Below are 21,694 nucleotides of genomic sequence, written 5' to 3'. Positions count from 1 at the left end.
TGAGGTAGCCTTTGAAAAGGAGGACGCCAGGATGAAAAGATACTTTATAATTCTTATTTTACCAATCCTTTCTATATTTGCTGCAGTGACGATGTATTTTTCCTGGTTTCAGGGATGGCTTTATTTTTACTTAAAGCACGTAATGGCCACAGTTAGTCATATGGGCTACATTACGGTTGGCATCACGGCGATATTACTCTATTTTGTCACAGTACAATTAGTAAACTGGAAAACAAATAAAGCATTACTTGTTTTTTGCTACATTATTTATTTCAGTATTCTACTCTGTTTGTTATTCGGAAAGGCTTCCGACACGCAAGGATTTTCAAGTGATACTTTTGGGTTTGTTGATACATTTTTATCAGGTAATTTACGCGTCATTATCATAGGAAATGTATTAGCCTTTGTACCAATTGGTTTTTTACTCAAAAAATTAGGTTTTTTCACCGCATTACTATCAGCTGGAATGTTGATATTCGCTGTAGAAGGGGCGCAGTACATGCTACATGTAGGATTCTTTGACACCGGAGATGTATTCCTGAATGTTTGTGGTATCATGCTTGGCTACATTGTGATTCGTTTTTTATCCCCAAGAAAATATAAAGAGCTCAAAGTAAAACCGACTAGCTGATTTAGCCTAGTCGGTTTTTTGATTATTTTTTAATATATTGACGTTTATGCTCTTGAATACCAGTTAATACAATGGTTGCTGGGTCACTAGCAGGATCCACTTCAAACGTCGAACCATCTTTAGGTAATTGTTGTTTGAATTTCGTTTCATAATCTGGAATAGCAAGTTTCGTACGGTTTGCTAACAATTCCGCATGTTCATCTTTACGGATATATTTTTTATAGTCAGGTTGTAGCACTCCATGGAAGAACTCGCCAACAGCACCAGACCCGTAACTAAAGAAGCCAATTTTATCCTCTGCTTGTAAATCTGCTTGATTGTCTAACAAGGAAATAAAGCTTAAATAGAGGGAACCAGTGTAAATATTACCGACATTGCGGCTATAAAGCGTACTTAGACGATAATTTTCTAGCAATCTTTCTTGAACCTCAGTTGGAGCTGTTTCAATAATAGTATCTAACGCTTTTTTACCCATTTTTGTATATGGTAAGTGGAAACAAATAGCTGCAAAATCTTCTAAGTTCTTGCCAAATTTTGCTGAATACTTTTCCCAAATGGTTTGGAAAAAGTGAATGTACTGCTCCGTCGAATATTTACCTTCTACACATGCATACTCAGAGTAAACAGGGCGCCAGAAGTCCATAATATCTTCTGTATAAAACACATTATCGTCTTCAAGTGTGATACAACGTGGATCAGCAGCAATAACCATCGCAACAGCTCCAGCTCCTTGAGTTGCTTCGCCGCCAGTTGCCAAGCCGTAACGAGCAATATCCGATCCGATAACCAGTACTTTACTATCAGGATGTTTCGCAACATAATCTTTCGCTAAATTAATTCCTGCAGTGGCTCCGTAGCAAGCTTCTTTTATTTCAATTGCACGAGAGAACGGCTGAATACCTAGCAAACGGTGAATATAAACCGCGCCAGCCTTTGACTCATCAATTCCTGATTCTGTCGCCAAAATAACTAAATCAATTTTTTTCAAATCTTCTTCATCTAAAATCTGTAAAGCTGCATTTGCGCCCATTGTTACTGAATCTTGCGTAATCGGAGCAAAAGCCATTTTATCTTGGCCAATACCAATAGTAAACTTGTTAGGATCAATATTTCTAGCTTCAGCAAGTTCTACCATATCAACATAAAATGCAGGAGTATAAAAACCTATTTTATCAATTCCAATTTTCATATGTAAGCTCAAGTCCTTTATATTTTATTTGTAAGTACTTTAATTTTAGTAGAAAAATGCACAAAATACAATACATTGGGCTTAATCTAGTGAGTTTTTAGCTAGTTTCATGATATAATACGGATAGATTACATTTAAAGGAGATTGCTATGAAAGAAGTAGTTATAATAGATGCAGTTAGAACACCAATTGGAAAATTTGGTGGTAGTTTGAAAGACATCAGTGCAGTAGACCTTGGCGCTACCGCTCTAAAAGGTGTTTTAGAAAGAGCCAATATTGCTCCAGAACGGGTGGATCAAGTGATTTTTGGTAATGTATTACAAGCTGGACTTGGCCAAAATGTAGCTAGACAAATCGCTATTAAAGCAGGAATTCCTTATAAAGTACCCGGAGTCACAATCAATGAAGTTTGTGGATCTGGCTTAAAATCGGTTATGCTTGGTAGGCAAGCAATTCAGCTAGGGGAGGCTGACATCGTAGCCGTTGGTGGGACCGAAAATATGTCCCAAGCACCACTTTTACTTAATCCCGAGCTAGCTGGCGAAGAAATCGATCCAAAAAAACTAAGAAATAGCATGTTAATTGATGGTTTAACAGATGTTTACGGCGAGTATCACATGGGAATTACTGCAGAAAATGTTGCAGAGAAATTCTCCGTAACCAGAGAAGAACAAGATGAATTTGCCCATAACTCACAAATGAAGGCCGCGAATGCACAAGAAAAAAACCTTTTTGAAGAGGAAATTATTCCTGTAAAGCTTCCAGACGGTTCATTTTTTGAAGCCGATGAAACGATTCGCGCGAATTCAACTCTAGAAAAATTAGCTACTTTGAAAAGCGTATTCAAAGAAGGTGGAACGGTTACAGCCGGCAATGCTTCCGGTATCAATGATGGAGCTTCCGCAATTATTTTAATGTCGAAAGAAAAGGCAGTCGCGGAAAACATTCCTTATATCGCAACAATCAAAGTAACCTCTGAAGTTGGTGTCGATCCAGCACTTATGGGTTACGCGCCATACTATGCAGTAAATGAAGCTTTAAACAAAGGTGGATATTCTATCGATGACATTGATTTATTCCATTTAAACGAAGCTTTTGCATCGCAGTCAGTTGCAGTGGCTCGTGATTTAAAAATTCCAGAAGAGAAACTTAATATTTACGGTGGAGCAATTGCACTAGGCCATCCAATTGGAGCTTCTGGTGCACGCATTATTGCCTCATTGTTAAATGAGTTAAAACATGAAAATAAGCACATCGGTGTCGCTTCCTTGTGTGTTGGTGGTGGTATTGGTATTGCAATTATCCTTGAAAAAGCTTGATAGTAGTACATTTAATGTTAATAAAAAAGCTAAATCAGCTAATAGTTGATTTTAGCTTTTTATGATTTCGTTTTTGTCTTTTTTGTGAACAAACCGCCAATTTGTTTTGTGAAACTTCTTACAAAAACAAGTATTTGTACGGTTTTGGTGCTAGAATGTAATTATTCTAACAAGCAGGAGGACATTATGAAGCACACTAAAAAAATTACATTTAGCTTTATTATATTTATGACAATTCTAAGTATCACTTTTAATCCTTTTTCAGCCAAAGCAGCACCCTTAATGCTTAATTTACCTGAACCACAAGTGGATCAACTCTATATTGGAGATGACTATATTACCGGAAAATTACAACAAGAAATACCTATGCATTATCCCGGCAATGCAGCTTATGTGCTTTTTAACAATAAACAATATAATATCACCGACTATACGGTTGAAAATGACGTGAATTTCCGTCTAAAATTACCTAAAACGCTGGAAGCTGGAGACACACTAAACTATTTTACCATAACTGGTAACGTACTTGATCCAGTTGCTTATCCTGGACAAGAATCATACAAATTAGCCGGACCTTTCACTCCAATTGAAAAGGCAAATATACAAATTAATTATGTTGACGAAACAAACCAAACACTTGCAACGTCCGACACATTATCCGGAAAACTCGGTGAAACTTATACAACATCTCCAAAAGCAATTGATGGCTACCAAGTAAAAGAAACACCAACAAACGCAACAGGCACCTACACAACAAACACTGAAACAATACAAGTGAATTACGTATATGAAAAAACAGCAGTAGAAGGGGCAAACGTATCTGTAGAATATATAGATGAAGCAACTAATGAATCTATCGCCCCAACCGAAACACTTTCTGGAAAAATAGGCGCGACTTTCCAAGCAGAAGTAAAAGAACTCGACGGCTACGAATTAAGCCAAGTGCCATCAAATCAATCAGGAACATACACCGACCAACCACAATCCGTTATTTTCAAATATAAAAAAATAACAACGCCTGTTGAAGTCGCAAAAGATGTAACTGTAACGTATAAAGACACTAAAGGAAATCAACTTGCTGATCCAGTTATTTTAAAAGGTGACATCGGATCAACTTTCGAAACAGAAGCAAAATCTTTTAAAGGCTATAAATTAACTAAAACACCAAGTAACCACATTGGCTCATTTACGAGTGATAGTCAAGAAGTTGATTATGTATATAGTAAAGATAGCTCGATTATCACACCGCCAGTTGACCCAGATAAACCAATTGTAATTAATCCTGTAAAACCAGTCAATCCAGCCACACCAACTGTACCAAACAAAAACATTCCAAAAAAGAAAATCACTAAAACTGTAAACCAAACAGATAAAACAACTACAGCTTCCGAGTTACCAAAAACAGGTGACAGCGAAAATAATTTACCATTAATTATCGGTGTTAGTTTGTTAATCAGCGGAGTTTATATCTTCACTACAAGAAGAAAACGAGTGAAATAAGTTTTACTTAGCCTTAATCATGATTATGATTAAGGCTTTTGTAATTAAATAGTTTTGTTTTAAGCAATTCTTAGTAAGTATTGATAATAACTTTTTTGAAAGTGAGAGAAGGCAATGATTTTCCTCTTACTTAATCTTAATTTTCTAGTTTACATAATATATATTATAGGAAGTAATACATATTATTGCAAACAACCAATAAACACTTATCCCAAGCATTCATTGGCTATTTATCAGCAATAACTCTTCAATTTCTTATAACTATCAATTACAAACAGCTCTTTATCATACACATTATCCAATAATCCTTTCGTTTGTTTTCCAGAACGCTTATTATACTTTAAAGCATACAGCAAAAATGATAAATTTAATTTTTCGTCACAGCCTTCAGTTACATCTGGTCGCGCATTCGTCATGTATTTAAATCTTCTTTTAACTATATTTGCTACACACAGAAACAATGGAATTTTTATCCAAATAACTAAATCTGCATGTTCGAGTCTTTTCTCCAAATTAAAGAAATAATCACCATCTATAATATACTTTTTTTCAGAACGCAGAATTCCGTTCACTTTATCCTCGAAATCCGCTTTTTCAACTGCATTCCAATTCTCCAGCCAAAAAAGCTTATCTAAATGACAGACTTCAAAATCATAACATTTTCCAAGTTTTGCAGCAAAAGTTGACTTACCAGCGCCGTTAGGACCAATTATTAATACTTTTTTCTTGTTAGATAATACAGATTGCAATTCATTTTGTTTATTCATTTACGCGCTCCTTATCTAAGTATGGCTAATCTAACGCATTTAAAGTTCGGTTTCAAGAGAATCATCCGCTACATACTCCAAAATATCACCTGGTTGGCAGTTTAAGACTCTACATATTTCATTTAGAGTAGAAAAACGAATGGCGCTTACTTTACCAGTTTTTATTTTGGATAAGTTTACATTTGCTACACCAACTTCTTGGGATAACTGGTTTAAAGACATTTTACGGTCGGCCATTACTCGATCTAGCCTCAATACAATTGCCATTTTTTTCGCTCCAATCATAAAGTTTCGTCGGATTCTTTTTGCAAAGATGCTCCATAACGAAATATTTCAGTTAAACAATAAAAAATAATTGCAAAGAAAAATGACATATTCAAACCAAAAGTAATGCTATAACCCGGTATGAGTACTGTATGTAAAACAGAATACATAATTTGCGGTGCTAGCGAATAGACAAGCAATATCCCTGCAATTCTCCGCAATCTGTTAACAGTAAGATCGCTAAAAGGCATAAACTCAGCAGCTAAATCTTTAAAAATCATACTTGCGGTCCATAGTAGCAATGCTATTAAAACACTAGAAAAAGCAGCTATAACTACTAAAATCCATTCCTCAATTTGATTATATTGTTGATTTTCCACACCAGAAAAAAATTCTGTTTGAAAATAAAATACAGTATCTGATTCTAATTTATTCATCATAATATTTTTACTACTAAAAAACTTCATTAAAACAACTATTATAGTCATTATTACCGAACTGATCGATAAAATTTTAAGTGCAATATGTAGAAAATAACTTACTTTTTGTAATCGTTTTAATTTCATAATAATCGCTCCCTTTTTTCTAGATTATACCTAAAAGAAAGATAAAATGTCAATAATTTTTAACGATAATCATTAAATAATTAACTTTTAGCATAAAAAAAGACTGAGCCGGATTACTCAGTCTCTTTATTATTTTATTCACTTTCTATAGAAGTAGATTGTTGTAAGGTAAAATGTGATGGTTTTAGTTTAATAAATAGTAATCCCATGCCTGCCAAACAAATGACGCTCGCTACGATAAATGGCATTTTCATACCAAGCGCTTCGCTGAGTAACCCAGAACAAAGTGGCGCAAACGCAGCGCCTAACCAACGCACAAAATTATATGCTCCACTAGTCACACTTCTTGCATACGGTGAATGTTCCATAACAGTGGTTGTAAATAGTGCGTTATTGATTCCTAAAATCAAGCCAGAAATAACAATCAAACCTATATCTACAGCTGTATTATCAATAAATCCAAGTAATGCTAAGATAACAGCACATGCCAGTAAAGATCCTTTTAATATTTGTTTGCTATTAAAACGAAACTCCAACGCATGTGAAATTTTTGCCGAACCCAACGCCAAACATAATCCCCAAGCAAAAAATACAAAACCAATTTGAATTGCTGATAACCCAAGAATAAGTGGCGAATAAGCTAAAATTGTAAAGAAACAATAATAATAAAACATTCCACTAAAAGCAATTTGTAAGAATGGTCGATATTTGAATAAATGGAGCATTTGCTTGATAGCAACCTCATTTTTCTCTGTAGGTGCTGGCGCGACTTTCTTCGGTTCTTTTACTTTAAATAAAATAAGTAAAAATGCGATAAAAATTAGACAAGCTGTCGCAAAAAATGGATAGCGCCAAGAAATATTACCTAGAATACCTCCTAGTAGTGGTCCAAATGCCATCCCAAGGCCCATAGAAGCTTCGTAAATCCCAATTGCATGTCCAGGTGTCTCTGATAAAGCAATAAGCATTGTCATCGCAGTAGCCATGAACATAGAGTTACCAAAACCCCAACCAGCCCGAAAAATAGATAAAGCACCAATTGTATCAGATAAACCACATAATAATGCAAAAATAGTAACAATAAATAGTCCGATAACGATTAACTTTTTATCTCCAAGCTTTCCTGCAACAATACCAATCGGAATCATCATAATCGCCATAGTAAAAATATAAGCGGTGAATAACATTTCTACTTGAGAGTGAGATGCCCCAATACTTTCTGCAATAGAAGGTAAAAGTGGATCAACAACCCCTATTCCCATAAACGCAAGCAAACTAGCTGCTGCTGTTATCCATTTCCCCGTATTCATTTCCTTGTCTGTCATCATAATACAACTACACTTCCCTTTCCAAATAAAACTCAATTATTATATTACGCTTGATAAATACTAATGTCAATATTTACATATATAATTTATTACATATATAACCATTTTACTTATTAGTGTTTATCGCTTACAATAAGATTAAATAGAAATTTAGAGGTGCTATTGTATGATACCAAATGTCTTAGAATATACGTTATTACAAATGATTGCTCGTGAAGCATCTAGTGGTTATGAACTCGCAAACAGGCTTCGAATTATGCAAAATACACATCATAGCCAAATTTATCCTTCTTTATCTAAGTTAGAAAAAGCAGGTTTTTTAGTTGTCCATAAGCATTCCCAAGATAAAAAGCCTGATAAAAAAGTCTATACTATCACACAAACCGGCTTAGACTCCCTGCTTGAATGGTCTGAAACACCACTTAAAATCCCTGTCACACGAGATGAATTTACAACAAAAGTACAGCTTGACTGGCTAAACAATGCCAGAACCAAAGGGCTTATTCAAGAAAGAGAAAGCTATTTAAAAGAGCAATTAGGTTTAATTGAAGAAACACTGGATCATTTCGCTAAATTATTTGACCTAAAAACCAAACAAGACAAGCTAAAAAACATGTCTTATCAAGTCTATGCAAGACGATTAGATTTGATTCATACCGAATTAAAATGGTGTGAGGAAATGTATAAAATACTATAAAAAAACCGGCGAATACTAAGTTCGCCGGTTTTTACTATTTATAACTACTAGTTTCTAAGATTTTATTGGCAAGTGCTACCACTTCTTCTTCTGGCGCCTCGATTCCTTCTAACGGATAACGAATGCCCATTTCTTTCCATTTGTAAACACCCATTGTATGGTATGGAAGCACATCCACTTGTTTTACGTTTGGAAGAGTTTGAATGAATTCGTGGAGCTTTGTTAAATCTTCTGGATCATCTGTCTTGGTTGGAATTAGTACATGTCTAATCCAAATTGGTTGCTCTTTGTCACGTAAATAATGAGCAAAATCGATTATTGGTGCATTAGATTTCGTTGTCAGTTTTAAATGCTTTTCTGGGTTGATTTGCTTAATATCCAGTAAAATTAAATCCGTTACTTCCATCAAACGATCCAATTTCTCAATAAACTCCGGATCACGTGTGAAACAACCACCACAAGAATCAATAGTTGTGTGCACTCCTGCTGCTTTACATAGCGTGAAAAACTCGATTAGGAAATCTACTTGAAGCAACGGTTCACCGCCACTAACTGTCACGCCGCCACCTGATGCATCCCAAAACTCTTTATACTTAATTGCTTCGTCAAATACATCTTGGGCAGAACGTTCTGTGCCAGTACCAATTTTCCAAGTATCGGGATTATGACAAAATTGGCAACGAAGTAAACACCCCTGCATAAAAACAATAAAGCGGATACCTGGACCGTCTACTGTTCCCATTGTTTCTACTGAATGAACTCTTCCTAAAACCTCTGTCATAATTCTCCTCTTCCTTTCCTAAATAACAAGGATTGCTACGGTGAGCAATCCTTGCCAAAGCGTTCTCGCCTAATTATTACATGGATTCGTGCATTGTACGGTGAATAACATCTAATTGTTGTTCACGTGTTAATTTGATGAAGTTAACTGCATATCCAGATACACGGATAGTTAATTGCGGATACTCTTCTGGATGATCCATCGCATCTAGTAATGTATCACGATTGAATACGTTGATGTTTAAGTGATGTCCCATTTTTGTAGAATAACCATCTAGCATTGCAACTAAGTTATTGATTTGAGATTCGTCTTCGCGACCTAAAGCTTTTGGTACGATAGAGAATGTGTTAGAAATACCATCTTGACCATATTCGTAAGGAAGTTTAGCAACAGAAGATAAAGAAGCTAAAGCACCTTTTGTATCACGGCCATGCATTGGGTTCGCACCTGGTGCAAATGGTTCTCCTGCACGACGTCCGTCTGGAGTGTTACCAGTTTTCTTACCATAAACCACGTTAGAAGTGATTGTAAGAACAGAAGTTGTGTGAACTGCATCACGGTAAGTTTTATGTTTTCTAACTTTAGTCATGAATGTTTTTAGAAGTTCTACAGCAATTTCGTCTACACGGTCATCATTATTTCCGTATTTAGGATAGTCGCCTTCGATTTCATAATCAACCACGATGCCATCTTCGTCACGAATTGGACGAACAGTAGCATATTTAATAGCAGATAAGGAGTCAGCTGCAACAGAAAGTCCAGCGATACCAGTTGCCATAGTACGTAATACTTCTGTATCATGTAAAGCCATTTCGATACGTTCGTAAGCGTATTTATCATGCATATAGTGAATAACATTTAATGTATTAAGGTAAAGTTCTGCAATCCATTCCATCATTGCATCATATTTTTCCATTACTTCTTTGTAGTCTAATACGTCGCCTTCAACTGGACGATAAGCAGGTCCAACTTGTGCTTTAGATTTTTCATCGATACCACCATTGATTGCGTAAAGAAGTGTTTTAGCAAGGTTGGCACGAGCACCAAAGAATTGCATTTGTTTACCAACGCGCATTGCAGATACACAACATGCGATTGCATAGTCATCTCCCCATTTAGGGCGCATAACATCGTCATTTTCGTATTGAATAGCAGATGTTTTGATAGACATTTTAGCACAGAATTTCTTGAATCCTGATGGTAAATGAGTGGACCAAAGTACAGTTAAGTTTGGTTCTGGAGCAGGTCCTAAGTTATCTAAAGTGTGTAAGAAACGGAATGAGTTTTTCGTTACAAGTGGAACGCCTTCTTCTGTAATACCACCGATGGATTCAGTAACCCATGTTGGATCTCCAGAGAATAATTCATTGTAATCTGGTGTACGAGCAAATTTTACAAGGCGTAATTTCATGATGAAGTGGTCAACGATTTCTTGCGCTTCTTCTTCAGTAATTAAGCCGTTACGAAGATCACGTTCTACATAAATATCAAGGAATGTAGATGTACGTCCTAAGCTCATTGCAGCACCATTTTGTTCTTTAATTGCTGCTAAGTAACCAAGGTATAACCATTGGAAAGCTTCTTGTGCAGTTTTAGCTGGGCGACCAAGATCGAAACCATGTTTTTCGCCTAGTACTTTTAATTCGCCAAGAGCACGAATTTGTTCGTTAAGTTCTTCACGTTGACGGATAACGTCATCGCTCATTGTACGTAAACCTGTATTGTTTAAATCTTGTTTCTTTTGTTTAATTAAGAAGTCTACTCCGTAAAGTGCTACACGACGGTAGTCACCGATAATACGGCCACGGCCATAAGCATCTGGAAGACCAGTAATTACGCCTGATTTACGAGCTGCGCGCATTTCAGCAGTATAAGCATCAAATACACCTTGGTTATGCGTTTTACGGTATTCAGAAAAAATATGACTAATTTCTTCGTCTACTTTAAAGCCATAAGATTCAGCTGCAACTTCTGCCATACGGATTCCACCGAATGGTTGCAAAGCGCGTTTGAAAGGTACGTCAGTTTGAACACCGACAACTTTTTCTAAGTCTTTGTTTAAGTAACCTGGGTCATGTGAAGTGATGGTTGAAACGATTTTGGTATCCATATCCAGTACGCCACCGTTTTCACGTTCTTTTTTAGTTAAGTCCATTACTTGATCCCAAAGTTTTGTAGTTGCTTCGGTTGGGCCAACTAAGAATGTGTCGTCACCGTCATATAAGCGATAGTTTTTTAAGATAAAGTCACGTACATCTACTTCTTGTTGCCAGTTACCACCTGCGAATTCATACCATTGTTCAGTCATCATATAACCTCCATTTATTGTTCATTCTCGAGCGTGCTTTTTTGAGCAAACTAATTTATAAATAATCTACACTGTTATCATAACATATTCTCTGGAAAATGCTACAGTTTTGTGCAATATTTTTCAAACTTTTTTATGACTTTTTTGTGTCTTTTAAACTTAAAAAGCTTAAAATTACCTTTAAATAGCCATTTCCCTAATTTATTATGATTCTAATTTTGTTTTTATTTTAATTATTAATTTTTGCTGTACCACTCCAACTCCCCTTACCTGTTATGGTACAGTTTAAAGGTGGCTATTTTATATAGAACAGTTAGAAACCGCTTAAAACGTTGTCTAGCAATGTTCCACGGGTAAATATAGCGTTTTCATTGTTTTTCATAAGAACAGCTAAGTCGTTATTGCTACACGACTTAGCTGTTTATTTACCATAAATGTTTATTGGATGTTGTAACTGCGATGGCCCCGCTAGCTATTACTTGATTGACTTGTTCACTAGTTTCAATTAATCCTCCTGCAATTACAGGGATATGAAGCTTTTGAGTCATCTTTTGTACTTGCTCAGGAATAATACCTGGTAAAAGTTCAATACAATCAGGTTGGACTTTTTGTATCAATGCTACACCTTTGTTATAGGCGCTTGAATCAATCATGAAAAGACGTTGTATGGCTAGCATTTTGTGCTGTTTAGCTTTCATAATGGCATTTCCTCTAGTCGAAATAATACCATCAGGACAAATTTCTGTACATAAAAAGTCTATTGCGTAGTCGTCATTTTTCAGTCCATTGACTAAATCGGCATGTAATAAAACTTTTTTCCCGCCGGCTTGTGCGTATTTGACTAATGCTTTTAATTGAGCCACATGTGTTTCCAGCATCACCATATATGTCAAATCAAGCTCTAAAATTTTTTCCATATCTTTTTGATTATGTGCAGCTGGGATGATTGATTGATTGGAAAATGGTAACTCCAAATTATTTCCTCCTCTTTTACATCACACGTTTAAACATTTTTTCTAGTTCATATGTTGAGTATTGGATAATCACCGGACGTCCATGAGGACAAGTGAATGGATCGCTTGCTTCTCTCAGTGTATCGAGTAATGCTTCCATGTCTTGCGTTGTTAAATAGTGATTTGCTTTAATTGATTTTTTACAACTCATCATAATAGCTGTGTCTTCCCTTAATTTATGAATACTTATGCTTGGAGCGGATAACGCTTCATCAATAATTTCCCGAAGCATCTCCTCTTCTTGGTCTTTCGGGAACCAAGTTGGATGCGCACGAATGATAAAACTATTTTGCCCGAAGTTCTCTAGGAAAACGCCGACCTCTTCTAATTTAGCTTTTTGTTCTTCTAAACGAACATACTCATCCGCTGGAAATTCAAGCACAATAGGAACAAGTAATTCTTGCAACTCGCGACTAACTTCTCCAATTTTCTCACGATAAAATTCGTATTTAATCCGTTCCTGTGCTGCATGTTGATCAATGATATATAAGCCATTTTCATTTTGCGCAAAAATATAAGTTGCATGCATTTGACCAATTGGATACATTTTAGGAATACGTTCTTTCGTATGCTCTTCTTGCTCCGCTTGAGATTCTGGTTCATAGGACGGCATTGTTTCCAAAATAAAATCATCTTCTCGCGGAGCATCCTCATCTGAAGGGACATATTCCGGGATAGTTGGTTTTGAAAAAAGAGTTGGTGTTTCTTTTACGGGTTTATTTTCTTCAAAAGACATTTGGATTTGTTCCGATTTTTGGTCTTCTTTTTGTTTTTTAGAAATCTCTCCATCTGGAATTAGTTGCAATTTGTGGAAAGTCTCTTTAATCATTTGACTAATTAGTTGTCCTAATTCTTTTTCTTTACTTAAGCGGACTTCTAATTTAGCAGGATGAACGTTTACATCTACAATAATTGGGTCCATCTCGATTTGGAGAACGATAATCGGGAAACGGCCAATTGGTAAGAGCGTGTGATATCCTTCTTGAATAGCTTTTACTAATGCGAAATTTTTAATAAAACGACCGTTAATGATGGTCGAAATATAATTACGGTTAGAGCGGTTCACTTCTGGTAATACAGCATATCCAGAAATTTTAAAATCAAGTGACTCTGCTTTAACTGGTACTGATTTTTTTGCAATCGAAACACCGTAAATTGCTGCAATTACTTGGCGTAAATCCCCATTCCCATTGGTTTGTAATAAAGGTTTTCCGTTGTGTGAAAAGCGGAAACTGATATCTGGATGCGCCAAAGCTAAGCGATTTAGAATATCGGTTATGTTACCAAGCTCGGTTGGTAAACTTTTCAAATATTTTAGGCGTGCTGGCGTATTAAAGAACAACTGGGATACTTCGATTTGTGTTCCTTTTCTAGCATGTCCGCTTTTTTGTTCGATTATTTTCCCGCCTTCTAAAGAAATGGTCGTTCCTTTTGCTTCGCCAGTGGAAGTTTCCATCTCTAAATGGGACACAGAGGCAATACTTGGAAGTGCCTCACCGCGGAATCCTAGTGTATGCACACGGAATAAATCTGCTTCGTTTTTGATTTTGCTTGTGGCGTGACGTAAAAAAGCTGTTGCGACATCTTCTTCTTCAATGCCACTACCGTTATCAATAATGGTAATTTTATTTAATCCCGCTTCTTCCACTAAAATATCTATGACGGTGCTCCCTGCATCAATTGCATTTTCTACTAATTCTTTAACGACTGAAGCAGGGCGTTCTACTACTTCTCCGGCAGCAATTTTATTGGATAGAGCATCGGTTAATTCGACAATATGTTTAGCCATTTAAAACCCGCCTTTCTTTTTAATGGATTTTACTTTGAAGTTCGTATAATTTATTCATCGCGTCCATTGGTGTCATCTGCATAATGTTCATGGAGGCAATTTCTTTTAGTAGTTTTGTTTCTTTAGAAGATACTTTCTTTTCTGGCTCCACTGGGAACATCGACAGTTGCACTTCTTCGTGAACTTCTTCTGGCTGCTTCACGCTAGCGATAATGATTTTCTTATCGTCATTTTCCAGTTGTTCTAAAATACGGCTCGCTCGTTCAATAAGTGATTTTGGTAATTCTGCTAGCTCAGCGACATGAATACCATAACTTTTGTCTGCTGGGCCTTCTTTAATTTTATGAAGGAAAACTACTTTGCCATTTTCTTCTACAGCACTAACGTGAATATTTTGTAACCCACTCAGTTCTTTCTCCAAATCAGTTAATTCATGATAATGGGTGGAGAAAAGTGTTTTAGCATGGACATTTTCATGGATATATTCAATGATTGCTTGAGCAAGCGCCATTCCGTCGTAAGTAGCTGTTCCACGACCAATTTCATCAAATAAAATTAAACTATCTTTCGTTGCGTGAACAATGGCATTTCTAGCTTCTAACATTTCTACCATAAATGTACTTTGACCGGCAATTAGATCATCTGCTGCGCCAATTCTCGTGAAAATTTGGTCAAAAATTGGTAATATCGCTTCTTCTGCAGGAACAAAACAACCAACTTGCGCGCAGATTGCTGTTAAGGCTACTTGGCGCATATAAGTGCTTTTACCTGACATATTAGGACCAGTTATAAGTAAAATTTCCCGATTTTCATCTAAATCACAGTCATTTGCTACATAGCTCTGGGCACCCATTACTTTTTCTACAACGGGATGACGACCTTGTTTTACGTGCAGGGAACCGTCTTCGCTTAATGTCGGACGAATGAAATGGTTTTTCTCGCTAATATCCGCAAAACTTTGCAGGCAATCGATTTCACTAACAGATTTGGCTAATTTTTGCAGACGTTCTATGTAGTCTTTTACCATTTCTCGTACTTCAGAAAATAATTGGTACTCTAATTCCATGCTTTTTTCTTCTGCATCTAAAATGAGTTTTTCTTTTTCTTTTAGTTCAGGCGTGATATAACGTTCGGCATTTGTTAGTGTCTGTTTGCGCTCATAGCGGCCTTCTGGGAGCAGATGCGTGTTTGCACGTGTAACTTCAATATAATAGCCGAATACTCGATTAAATCCTACCTTCATCGTTTTAATACCCGTTAGTTCACGTTCTTTACGTTCTAATTCTGCAATCCACGTTTTTCCATTGCGGCTTGCATCGCGGTACGTATCTAACTGGCTATTATAACCATCTTTAATAATCCCGCCTTCCCGAATGGAAATCGGTGCAGAATCCATGATTGCTTCTTCTAATTTTTCGGTTAGTTCTTCACATGGATCTAATTGGTTGGCAAGTTCGGTGAGACTCTCGCTACTCATTGACAACAGTGTCGCGCGAATACGAGGGATCTGATATAACGAATTACGCAATTGAATTAAGTCTCGTGCATTCACATTGCCGTATGCAACTCGACCAGCAAGGCGTTCTAAATCGTAGACGTTTTTCAAGTTTTCTACTAACTCTAGGCGTTCGAAAAAGTGTGCCATTAATTCGCTAACATCATTTTGTCGATCAATGATTTTTTTTCGATCTATTAACGGACGATCAATCCATTGTTTGAGCATTCTTCCGCCCATAGCAGTTTGGGTATTATCTAGAAGCCAAAGTAACGTACCTTGACGACCTTTACCACGAATCGACTCTGCTAATTCTAAATTACGTTTGGAATAGTAGTCCATCTTCATATAATTGCTCGTTTCGTAATGGACAGCTTGTTGTAAATGCCCTAAATCCCGCTTTTGCGTTTCTTTTAAATAATGGAGTAACTTACCAATGGCACGTTTTTCGGATAATGACATGTGGCGGGTTACTAATTTCTCGTTTTCGACAGGAATCGTATCTTCTTCGTGTACAGAAAAAGTTAAACCTAGTTGCTCCTTCATGACATCTGAAAGCACTTCTTTTTCCGAGGAAGAAACAATCAATTCTCTTGTTGAAAGTGTCGTTAGTTCATTAATCAAACGATCTTCGCTAGCTTCAATTACGGTTGATTTTAATTCACCTGTTGATAAATCAGAATAAGCAAAGCCGTACTCTTTGCCTTCATAGCAATAAAGGGAGGCGATATAGTTATTTTCTTTTGCTTTTAAGCCGCGTTCGTCCATAACGGTTCCTGGTGAAATTAACTGCACTACTTCTCGCTTTACCATGCCTTTGGTTGTTTTAGGATCCTCGACTTGCTCACATATCGCAACTTTATAGCCTTTTTCAATTAATGTATCAATATAGCCGCTCGCTGAATGGTATGGAACTCCGCACATTGGGATTTTCTCTTTTGTCCCACCTTCACGACCAGTTAATGTAATTTCTAAAATTTGAGAAGCGTTCAGTGCATCCTCAAAAAACATTTCATAAAAATCTCCTAAACGGAAAAATAAGAAAGCATCTTGATATTTGTCTTTGATTTCCAAGTACTGCTTAATCATTGGTGTATATTCTGTCATTATCTCATCATCCCTTACTTCTTTTTCATCCTCTCATTATAGCATAAAGTTTCATTTCCCTGCGACCGCAAAAGGAAAAAAACTGCCGATGTTTTGGCAGTTTTAAGTGGTTAATTTTCTTTTTCAAGCTCTGTAGTTACTTTTGTAGTGATTTCTGTTGTAATCGATTGTAAAAGATCGTTGGCGTCTTCTTGAGCGCGTCTGAATTCTGTTACAATCGGAAGCGAATCAATATCTGCGCGAACGTTATCAATTTGGTTTTCGGTTTGTTTCATCGCTTCAAGTTTTTGATAATGCTCTAAATTTACTGCTTCTTTTTGAAGTAATTTTATTTTAGAAACCTTCGCTGCTACTTTGGAGTTCGCATTGATTCTTTCCTCGGCAAGGCGGTAAAACGATACTTCTTCCGTTTGTTGAAGCGCATCACGAAGTTCGGTAGCTTTTTTCATGATTTCGTCTTTTGAAACTGTCACAATTTCATCTCCATTCTTAATCAAAGGAAAATGGGTGGTCTTCATTGATGAGAATTCGGTCAATTTTTTGTGCTTTTCCAGTATTTTCGTCAAGTGTGATTAAACAGCCCGACAAGACTGCTCGACCAGTTTTAGGAACTTCGAACCTAGTTGGTAAAGCTGTTTTAAATCGACGGATAACAGCTTCCTTTTCCATACCAAGGATAGCATCGTATGGACCAGTCATACCAGTATCCGTCAGATAGGCTGTTCCTTCTGGAAGAATGCGGTTATCCGAAGTTTGCACATGAGTATGCGTGCCAACAACAGCCGTAACACGACCATCTAAATACCAACCCATTGCTTCTTTTTCACTAGTAGTTTCTGCATGAAAATCCACAAAAATAATATTAGTGCGTTTCTTTGCTTCTTCTATCAAAGTGTCCATTTTGCGGAATGGATCGTCTAAATCTGCTAGAAAAGTCCGACCTTGCATGTTGATAACGGCAATTTCATGCTGATTGCTTTTCACAAAAACCATTCCCGTACCAGGTGTAGTATCATCTGGAAAGTTTGCTGGGCGCACTAAATACTTAGCGTCATCGATAAATTCAAAAATATCACGATTATCCCATGTATGGTTCCCAAGTGTTACAGCATTAGCACCAAGCTCCAGAAAATCTTTATAAATTTTCTCTGTAATCCCACGGCCACTTGCTGCATTTTCACCGTTAATCACCGTGATAGTAGGTTTATATTTTTTCTTTAATTGTGGTAAATATTCTGTTATGGCATCGCGGCCGATAGAACCGACAACATCACCGATAAATAGTATTTTCATTTTGTTTATTCTCCGTTTCTATTACTTCTACGTTCTAATAGTGCAACATTCCGAAAAACGCCATTCATTTCGCCTAATTTTTCGTGGACGCATAAAGTTTGGAATCCATATGTATGATGAAGCGCAATGCTAGCTTTATTTTCTGGAAAAATCAAAGATTGCAATGTCCAAAAACCATTCTGCTCGCTTGTCTGGATAATTTCATGCATAAGTGCTTTTCCAACGCCTTTTCCACGGGCACTTTTTGCTATATAAATACTTAATTCAGCTACTCCTCGATAAGCATGCATGCTAGAAAATGGTAACAGCGCTGCCCAGCCAATCACTTTGCCGTTCATAAGGACAACCAATCGACAAGTGTTTAAGTACTTTTCATCAAACGCTTCTATAGATAGTGTCTTCTCTTGAAAAGTAGCGTTTCCTGTTTCAATGCCCTCTTGATGGACTGCAGCTACTCCCGGATAGTGCTCTTCTATCATAGGCAAAATTTTCCACTCACTCAAAAACTCCGCCTCCCTTTTTCGTTTATCCATTAATTATACCGTTCTTACTCGACCTAGGCAACCGATTAAAAAAAGATACACCGCAAAATAAATTTGCGATGTATCTTTTAATTATTATTTAGCGTATTCAACTGCTCTTGTTTCACGAATGACAGTCACTTTAATGTGACCAGGATAATCTAATTCCTCTTCAATTCGTTTTCTTATGTCGCGAGCAAGGCGGTAAGAAGAAAGATCATCAATTGTATCTGGTTCAACGATGATACGTACTTCACGTCCTGCTTGGATAGCATAAGATTTTTCTACACCATCGTAAGACTCAGAAATTTCTTCTAATTTTTCTAAACGACGGATGTAATTTTCAAGCGTTTCACTACGAGCTCCCGGTCTTGCAGCAGAAAGTGCATCTGCCGCTGCGACCAATACTGCGATAACAGAAGTAGCTTCTGTATCTCCGTGATGGGAAGCAATACTATTGATTACCACATCATTTTCTTTGTATTTGGTAGCAAGTTCCACGCCGATTTCAACATGACTGCCTTCAATTTCATGGTCAATTGCTTTCCCGATGTCATGAAGTAGTCCGGCCCGTTTAGCAAGCGTAACGTCTTCGCCAAGCTCTCCTGCAAGAATTCCTGCAAGTTTTGAAACTTCGAGTGAGTGGTTAAGAACGTTTTGTCCGTAACTAGTACGGTAACGCAAGCGGCCAAGAATTTTTATCAAATCAGGATGGATGGAATGAATTCCAACTTCAAATGTTGCTTGTTCCCCGACTTCGCGAATGTGTTCGTCCACCTCTTTACGGGCTTTGTCCACCATTTCTTCAATTCGAGCTGGATGGATTCTTCCATCTTGAACAAGTTTTTCTAAGGCGATTCTAGCGATTTCACGTCGAATTGGATCAAATCCGGAAAGAATTACTGCTTCCGGTGTATCATCAATTATCAAATCAATCCCCGTTAACGTCTCAAGCGTGCGGATATTACGGCCTTCACGTCCGATAATCCGACCTTTCATCTCATCATTTGGTAAGGTAACAACAGATACCGTTGTTTCTGCCACATGATCAGCTGCACAACGCTGGATAGCTAGTGAGAGAATATTCTTTGCTTTTTTATCCGACTCTTCCTTGGCCCGGTTTTCTGATTCTTTGACCATGATTGCTGTATCATGTGTTAATTCCTCTTCTACCTGGTTAAGGATGATAGATTTCGCTTCCTCTTTGCTGAGCGCAGAAATTCTTTCGAGTTCTGTCTGCTCCGCTTGAATCATCTCAGCTAGTTTGCTTTCTTTCTCTTCAATTTGTTGTTGACGTTTACTGATACTCTCCTCTTTTCTTTCAAGTGTAGCTTCTCGTTTACTTAAAGAAGTATCTTTACGGTCGAGGTTTTCCTCCCTTTGCAATAAGCGATTTTCTGCTTTCTGTGTCTCTGTTCTTCGCCCACGAAGTTCATTTTCGATTTCAGTACGTAACCTATGATTCTCTTCCTTCGCTTCAAGCAATGCTTCTTTTTTTGTAGTTTCTGCTTCTTTCTTCGCATCCTCTACAATTAATTCCGCAGTCCCCCTTGCAGCAGCCAGTTTTTTCTCTGTACTAGATTTAAAAATTAGAGAACCAACAACTAGACCGACGATTAAGAAAAGCAAACTGGAGATGATCGTGATTGCGATTGTCATCCTTACACCTCCTTTGCTATTCAATTTTCGTTATTGTTATGTCGGTGGCCAGAATTCTGGCACATGCGTATTTTTCATCAACAACCGAGTGCTAATCTCCCCATTCAGTTGAAGCCGATTTTCAAAGGAAAAAACTTCCCCCTTGTCTCCCAGCAATATAAAATATACAACTTAATTTTATAGGTCAAAGCATACAATGTCAAGAAAAGGAATGAAATGTACGGTTATTTTCCTTAGTTTTTTTTAAATAGTAAAAAATACGTGACAGGAAGTAAATTCCTATCACGTATTTAGTATTATTTATTCATCATCTAGTAAACTTAATGTTTCTTCGCCTTCATCTAAAGGTTCTTTATTGCTTCCGTCGATTTCGTACTCTTCACGAACACGTTTTGAAATCTCATCACGAATATCTGTATGTTCTTTTAGATATTGTTTTGCGTTTTCACGACCTTGGCCGATACGTTCTTCTTTGTAAGAATACCATGAACCACTCTTATTGATTACATCCACTTCAGCGGCCATATCAACAAGCTCGCCTTCACGTGAAATACCTTCACCGTACATGATATCCACTTCAGCAATACGGAATGGAGGAGCTACTTTGTTTTTTACAACTTTAATTTTTGTTTTGTTACCCATTACATCTGTACCTTGCTTAAGTTGTTCTGCACGTCTTACTTCTAAACGTACAGTCGAATAGAATTTAAGCGCACGACCACCAGGTGTAATCTCTGGGTTACCAAACATAACACCAACTTTTTCACGAATTTGGTTAATGAAAATAGCAATGGTTTTTGATTTATTAATAACACCGGAAAGTTTACGCAATGCTTGGGACATTAAACGTGCTTGTAGCCCAACGTGTGCATCACCCATCTCCCCTTCGATTTCAGCACGTGGTACAAGTGCTGCAACGGAGTCAATTACTAGCATATCTACAGCACCACTTCTAACTAATGCTTCTGCAATTTCTAATGCTTGCTCTCCTGTATCAGGTTGAGATAGTAATAATTCATCAATATTTACACCTAGGTTTTTAGCATAAGCTGGATCTAGTGCGTGTTCTGCATCGATAAATGCAGCTGTTCCGCCTTGTGCTTGTACTTCCGCAATAGCATGAAGTGCAACAGTTGTTTTACCGGAACTCTCTGGCCCGTATACTTCAATAATACGTCCACGTGGATATCCGCCGACTCCTAAAGCAATATCTAATGCTAATGAGCCACTAGAAATAGTAGATATATTTTGGTCTGAATGTTCCCCTAATTTCATAATGGAACCTTTACCGAATTGTTTTTCAATTTGTTTTAAAGCTTGGTCTAATGCCGCTTGACGATCATTCACATTGTTGCCTCCTTCAATAAATATCCTAATAGCTGTTTTTCTACTTCTTCTCTCTCAAAAAACAGTCAGAATGTTTTCCTAAAATTACTATAACGCATTTTAGAGCGAGAAGCAAGCAAA

The 21,694-nt window shown here is 37.1% G+C and carries 19 protein-coding genes; 4 read left to right on the top strand and 15 right to left on the bottom strand.

All coding sequences use genetic code 11. The features are described from left to right. Positions 1-31: 31 nt before the first annotated feature. A complete protein-coding gene (locus LMOATCC19117_RS07160; RefSeq protein WP_003727449.1) occupies positions 32-631 on the top strand; it encodes a VanZ family protein in 600 nt (199 codons plus the stop codon). 22 nt (positions 632-653) lie between these two features. On the opposite strand, the gene LMOATCC19117_RS07155 is transcribed toward LMOATCC19117_RS07160, so the two are convergent. Then, positions 654-1,820 carry a hydroxymethylglutaryl-CoA synthase gene (locus tag LMOATCC19117_RS07155; RefSeq protein ID WP_003725360.1) on the bottom strand — a complete coding sequence of 389 codons (1,167 nt, stop codon included), beginning with the start codon at positions 1,818-1,820 and terminating at the stop codon, positions 654-656. Positions 1,821-1,969: 149 nt separating this feature from the next. Between LMOATCC19117_RS07155 and LMOATCC19117_RS07150 the strand changes: the two genes are divergently transcribed. Both LMOATCC19117_RS07150 and LMOATCC19117_RS07145 read left to right on the top strand, forming a co-directional pair. Then, positions 1,970-3,139 carry a thiolase family protein gene (locus tag LMOATCC19117_RS07150; protein WP_003734584.1) on the top strand — a complete coding sequence of 390 codons (1,170 nt, stop codon included), beginning with the start codon at positions 1,970-1,972 and terminating at the stop codon, positions 3,137-3,139. A gap of 186 nt (positions 3,140-3,325) precedes the next feature. Next, the gene (locus LMOATCC19117_RS07145; protein ID WP_003734583.1) at positions 3,326-4,639 is read left to right on the top strand and encodes a MucBP domain-containing protein; all 1,314 of its coding nucleotides are present in this window, start codon (positions 3,326-3,328) and stop codon (positions 4,637-4,639) included. 233 nt (positions 4,640-4,872) lie between these two features. On the opposite strand, the gene LMOATCC19117_RS07140 is transcribed toward LMOATCC19117_RS07145, so the two are convergent. The 4 genes from LMOATCC19117_RS07140 to mdrL all read right to left on the bottom strand — a co-directional run bounded on the left by LMOATCC19117_RS07140 (position 4,873) and on the right by mdrL (position 7,564). After that, entirely contained in the window at positions 4,873-5,406 is a 534-nt protein-coding gene (locus tag LMOATCC19117_RS07140; protein WP_003734582.1) for a hypothetical protein, read from the bottom strand. Positions 5,407-5,445: 39 nt separating this feature from the next. Then, the gene (locus LMOATCC19117_RS07135; protein WP_003725356.1) at positions 5,446-5,673 is read right to left on the bottom strand and encodes a helix-turn-helix domain-containing protein; all 228 of its coding nucleotides are present in this window, start codon (positions 5,671-5,673) and stop codon (positions 5,446-5,448) included. Between the two features lie 14 nt (positions 5,674-5,687). Further along, entirely contained in the window at positions 5,688-6,236 is a 549-nt protein-coding gene (locus LMOATCC19117_RS07130; RefSeq protein WP_003725355.1) for a DUF2975 domain-containing protein, read from the bottom strand. A 134-nt stretch (positions 6,237-6,370) separates the two neighbouring features. Next, positions 6,371-7,564, bottom strand: coding sequence for a multidrug efflux MFS transporter MdrL (mdrL, locus tag LMOATCC19117_RS07125; RefSeq protein WP_003742141.1), 1,194 nt, complete (start codon positions 7,562-7,564; stop codon positions 6,371-6,373). Positions 7,565-7,730: 166 nt separating this feature from the next. Here mdrL and LMOATCC19117_RS07120 point away from each other — a divergent pair, with 166 nt between their 5' ends. Next, positions 7,731-8,261, top strand: coding sequence for a PadR family transcriptional regulator (locus tag LMOATCC19117_RS07120; protein ID WP_003734579.1), 531 nt, complete (start codon positions 7,731-7,733; stop codon positions 8,259-8,261). A gap of 34 nt (positions 8,262-8,295) precedes the next feature. Here the strand turns inward: LMOATCC19117_RS07120 and pflA are convergent, their stop codons facing one another. The 10 genes from pflA to recA form a co-directional block, all read right to left on the bottom strand. Beyond that, positions 8,296-9,042 carry a pyruvate formate-lyase-activating protein gene (gene pflA, locus LMOATCC19117_RS07115; protein WP_003721912.1) on the bottom strand — a complete coding sequence of 249 codons (747 nt, stop codon included), beginning with the start codon at positions 9,040-9,042 and terminating at the stop codon, positions 8,296-8,298. 76 nt (positions 9,043-9,118) lie between these two features. Next, positions 9,119-11,350, bottom strand: coding sequence for a formate C-acetyltransferase (gene pflB, locus LMOATCC19117_RS07110; protein ID WP_003725352.1), 2,232 nt, complete (start codon positions 11,348-11,350; stop codon positions 9,119-9,121). 425 nt (positions 11,351-11,775) lie between these two features. Next, positions 11,776-12,324: a glycerol-3-phosphate responsive antiterminator gene (locus LMOATCC19117_RS07105; RefSeq protein WP_003725351.1), complete on the bottom strand. Its 549-nt coding sequence runs from the start codon at positions 12,322-12,324 to the stop codon at positions 11,776-11,778. 16 nt (positions 12,325-12,340) lie between these two features. Beyond that, entirely contained in the window at positions 12,341-14,152 is a 1,812-nt protein-coding gene (mutL, locus tag LMOATCC19117_RS07100; protein ID WP_003727455.1) for a DNA mismatch repair endonuclease MutL, read from the bottom strand. A gap of 19 nt (positions 14,153-14,171) precedes the next feature. Beyond that, the gene (gene mutS / locus LMOATCC19117_RS07095; protein ID WP_003734578.1) at positions 14,172-16,754 is read right to left on the bottom strand and encodes a DNA mismatch repair protein MutS; all 2,583 of its coding nucleotides are present in this window, start codon (positions 16,752-16,754) and stop codon (positions 14,172-14,174) included. Between the two features lie 110 nt (positions 16,755-16,864). Beyond that, a complete protein-coding gene (locus LMOATCC19117_RS07090) occupies positions 16,865-17,227 on the bottom strand; it encodes a RicAFT regulatory complex protein RicA family protein (protein ID WP_003744056.1) in 363 nt (120 codons plus the stop codon). 16 nt (positions 17,228-17,243) lie between these two features. After that, positions 17,244-18,047 carry a TIGR00282 family metallophosphoesterase gene (locus LMOATCC19117_RS07085; RefSeq protein WP_003721906.1) on the bottom strand — a complete coding sequence of 268 codons (804 nt, stop codon included), beginning with the start codon at positions 18,045-18,047 and terminating at the stop codon, positions 17,244-17,246. A 5-nt stretch (positions 18,048-18,052) separates the two neighbouring features. Continuing rightward, positions 18,053-18,550 (bottom strand): GNAT family N-acetyltransferase, encoded by a 498-nt coding sequence (locus LMOATCC19117_RS07080; RefSeq protein ID WP_003742135.1) that lies wholly within the window; start codon positions 18,548-18,550, stop codon positions 18,053-18,055. Positions 18,551-18,664: 114 nt separating this feature from the next. Beyond that, a complete protein-coding gene (gene rny, locus LMOATCC19117_RS07075) occupies positions 18,665-20,227 on the bottom strand; it encodes a ribonuclease Y (protein ID WP_003721904.1) in 1,563 nt (520 codons plus the stop codon). 300 nt (positions 20,228-20,527) lie between these two features. Continuing rightward, on the bottom strand, positions 20,528-21,574 hold the full coding sequence (gene recA, locus LMOATCC19117_RS07070) for a recombinase RecA (protein WP_003725961.1): 1,047 nt from the start codon (positions 21,572-21,574) through the stop codon (positions 20,528-20,530). Positions 21,575-21,694: the final 120 nt, after the last annotated feature.

The sequence above is a fragment of the Listeria monocytogenes ATCC 19117 genome, from assembly GCF_000307025.1.
Lineage (GTDB): Bacteria > Bacillota > Bacilli > Lactobacillales > Listeriaceae > Listeria > Listeria monocytogenes_B.
Note: the sequence above shows the minus strand (reverse complement) of the source record. Positions and strands in the feature narration are given on the sequence as shown.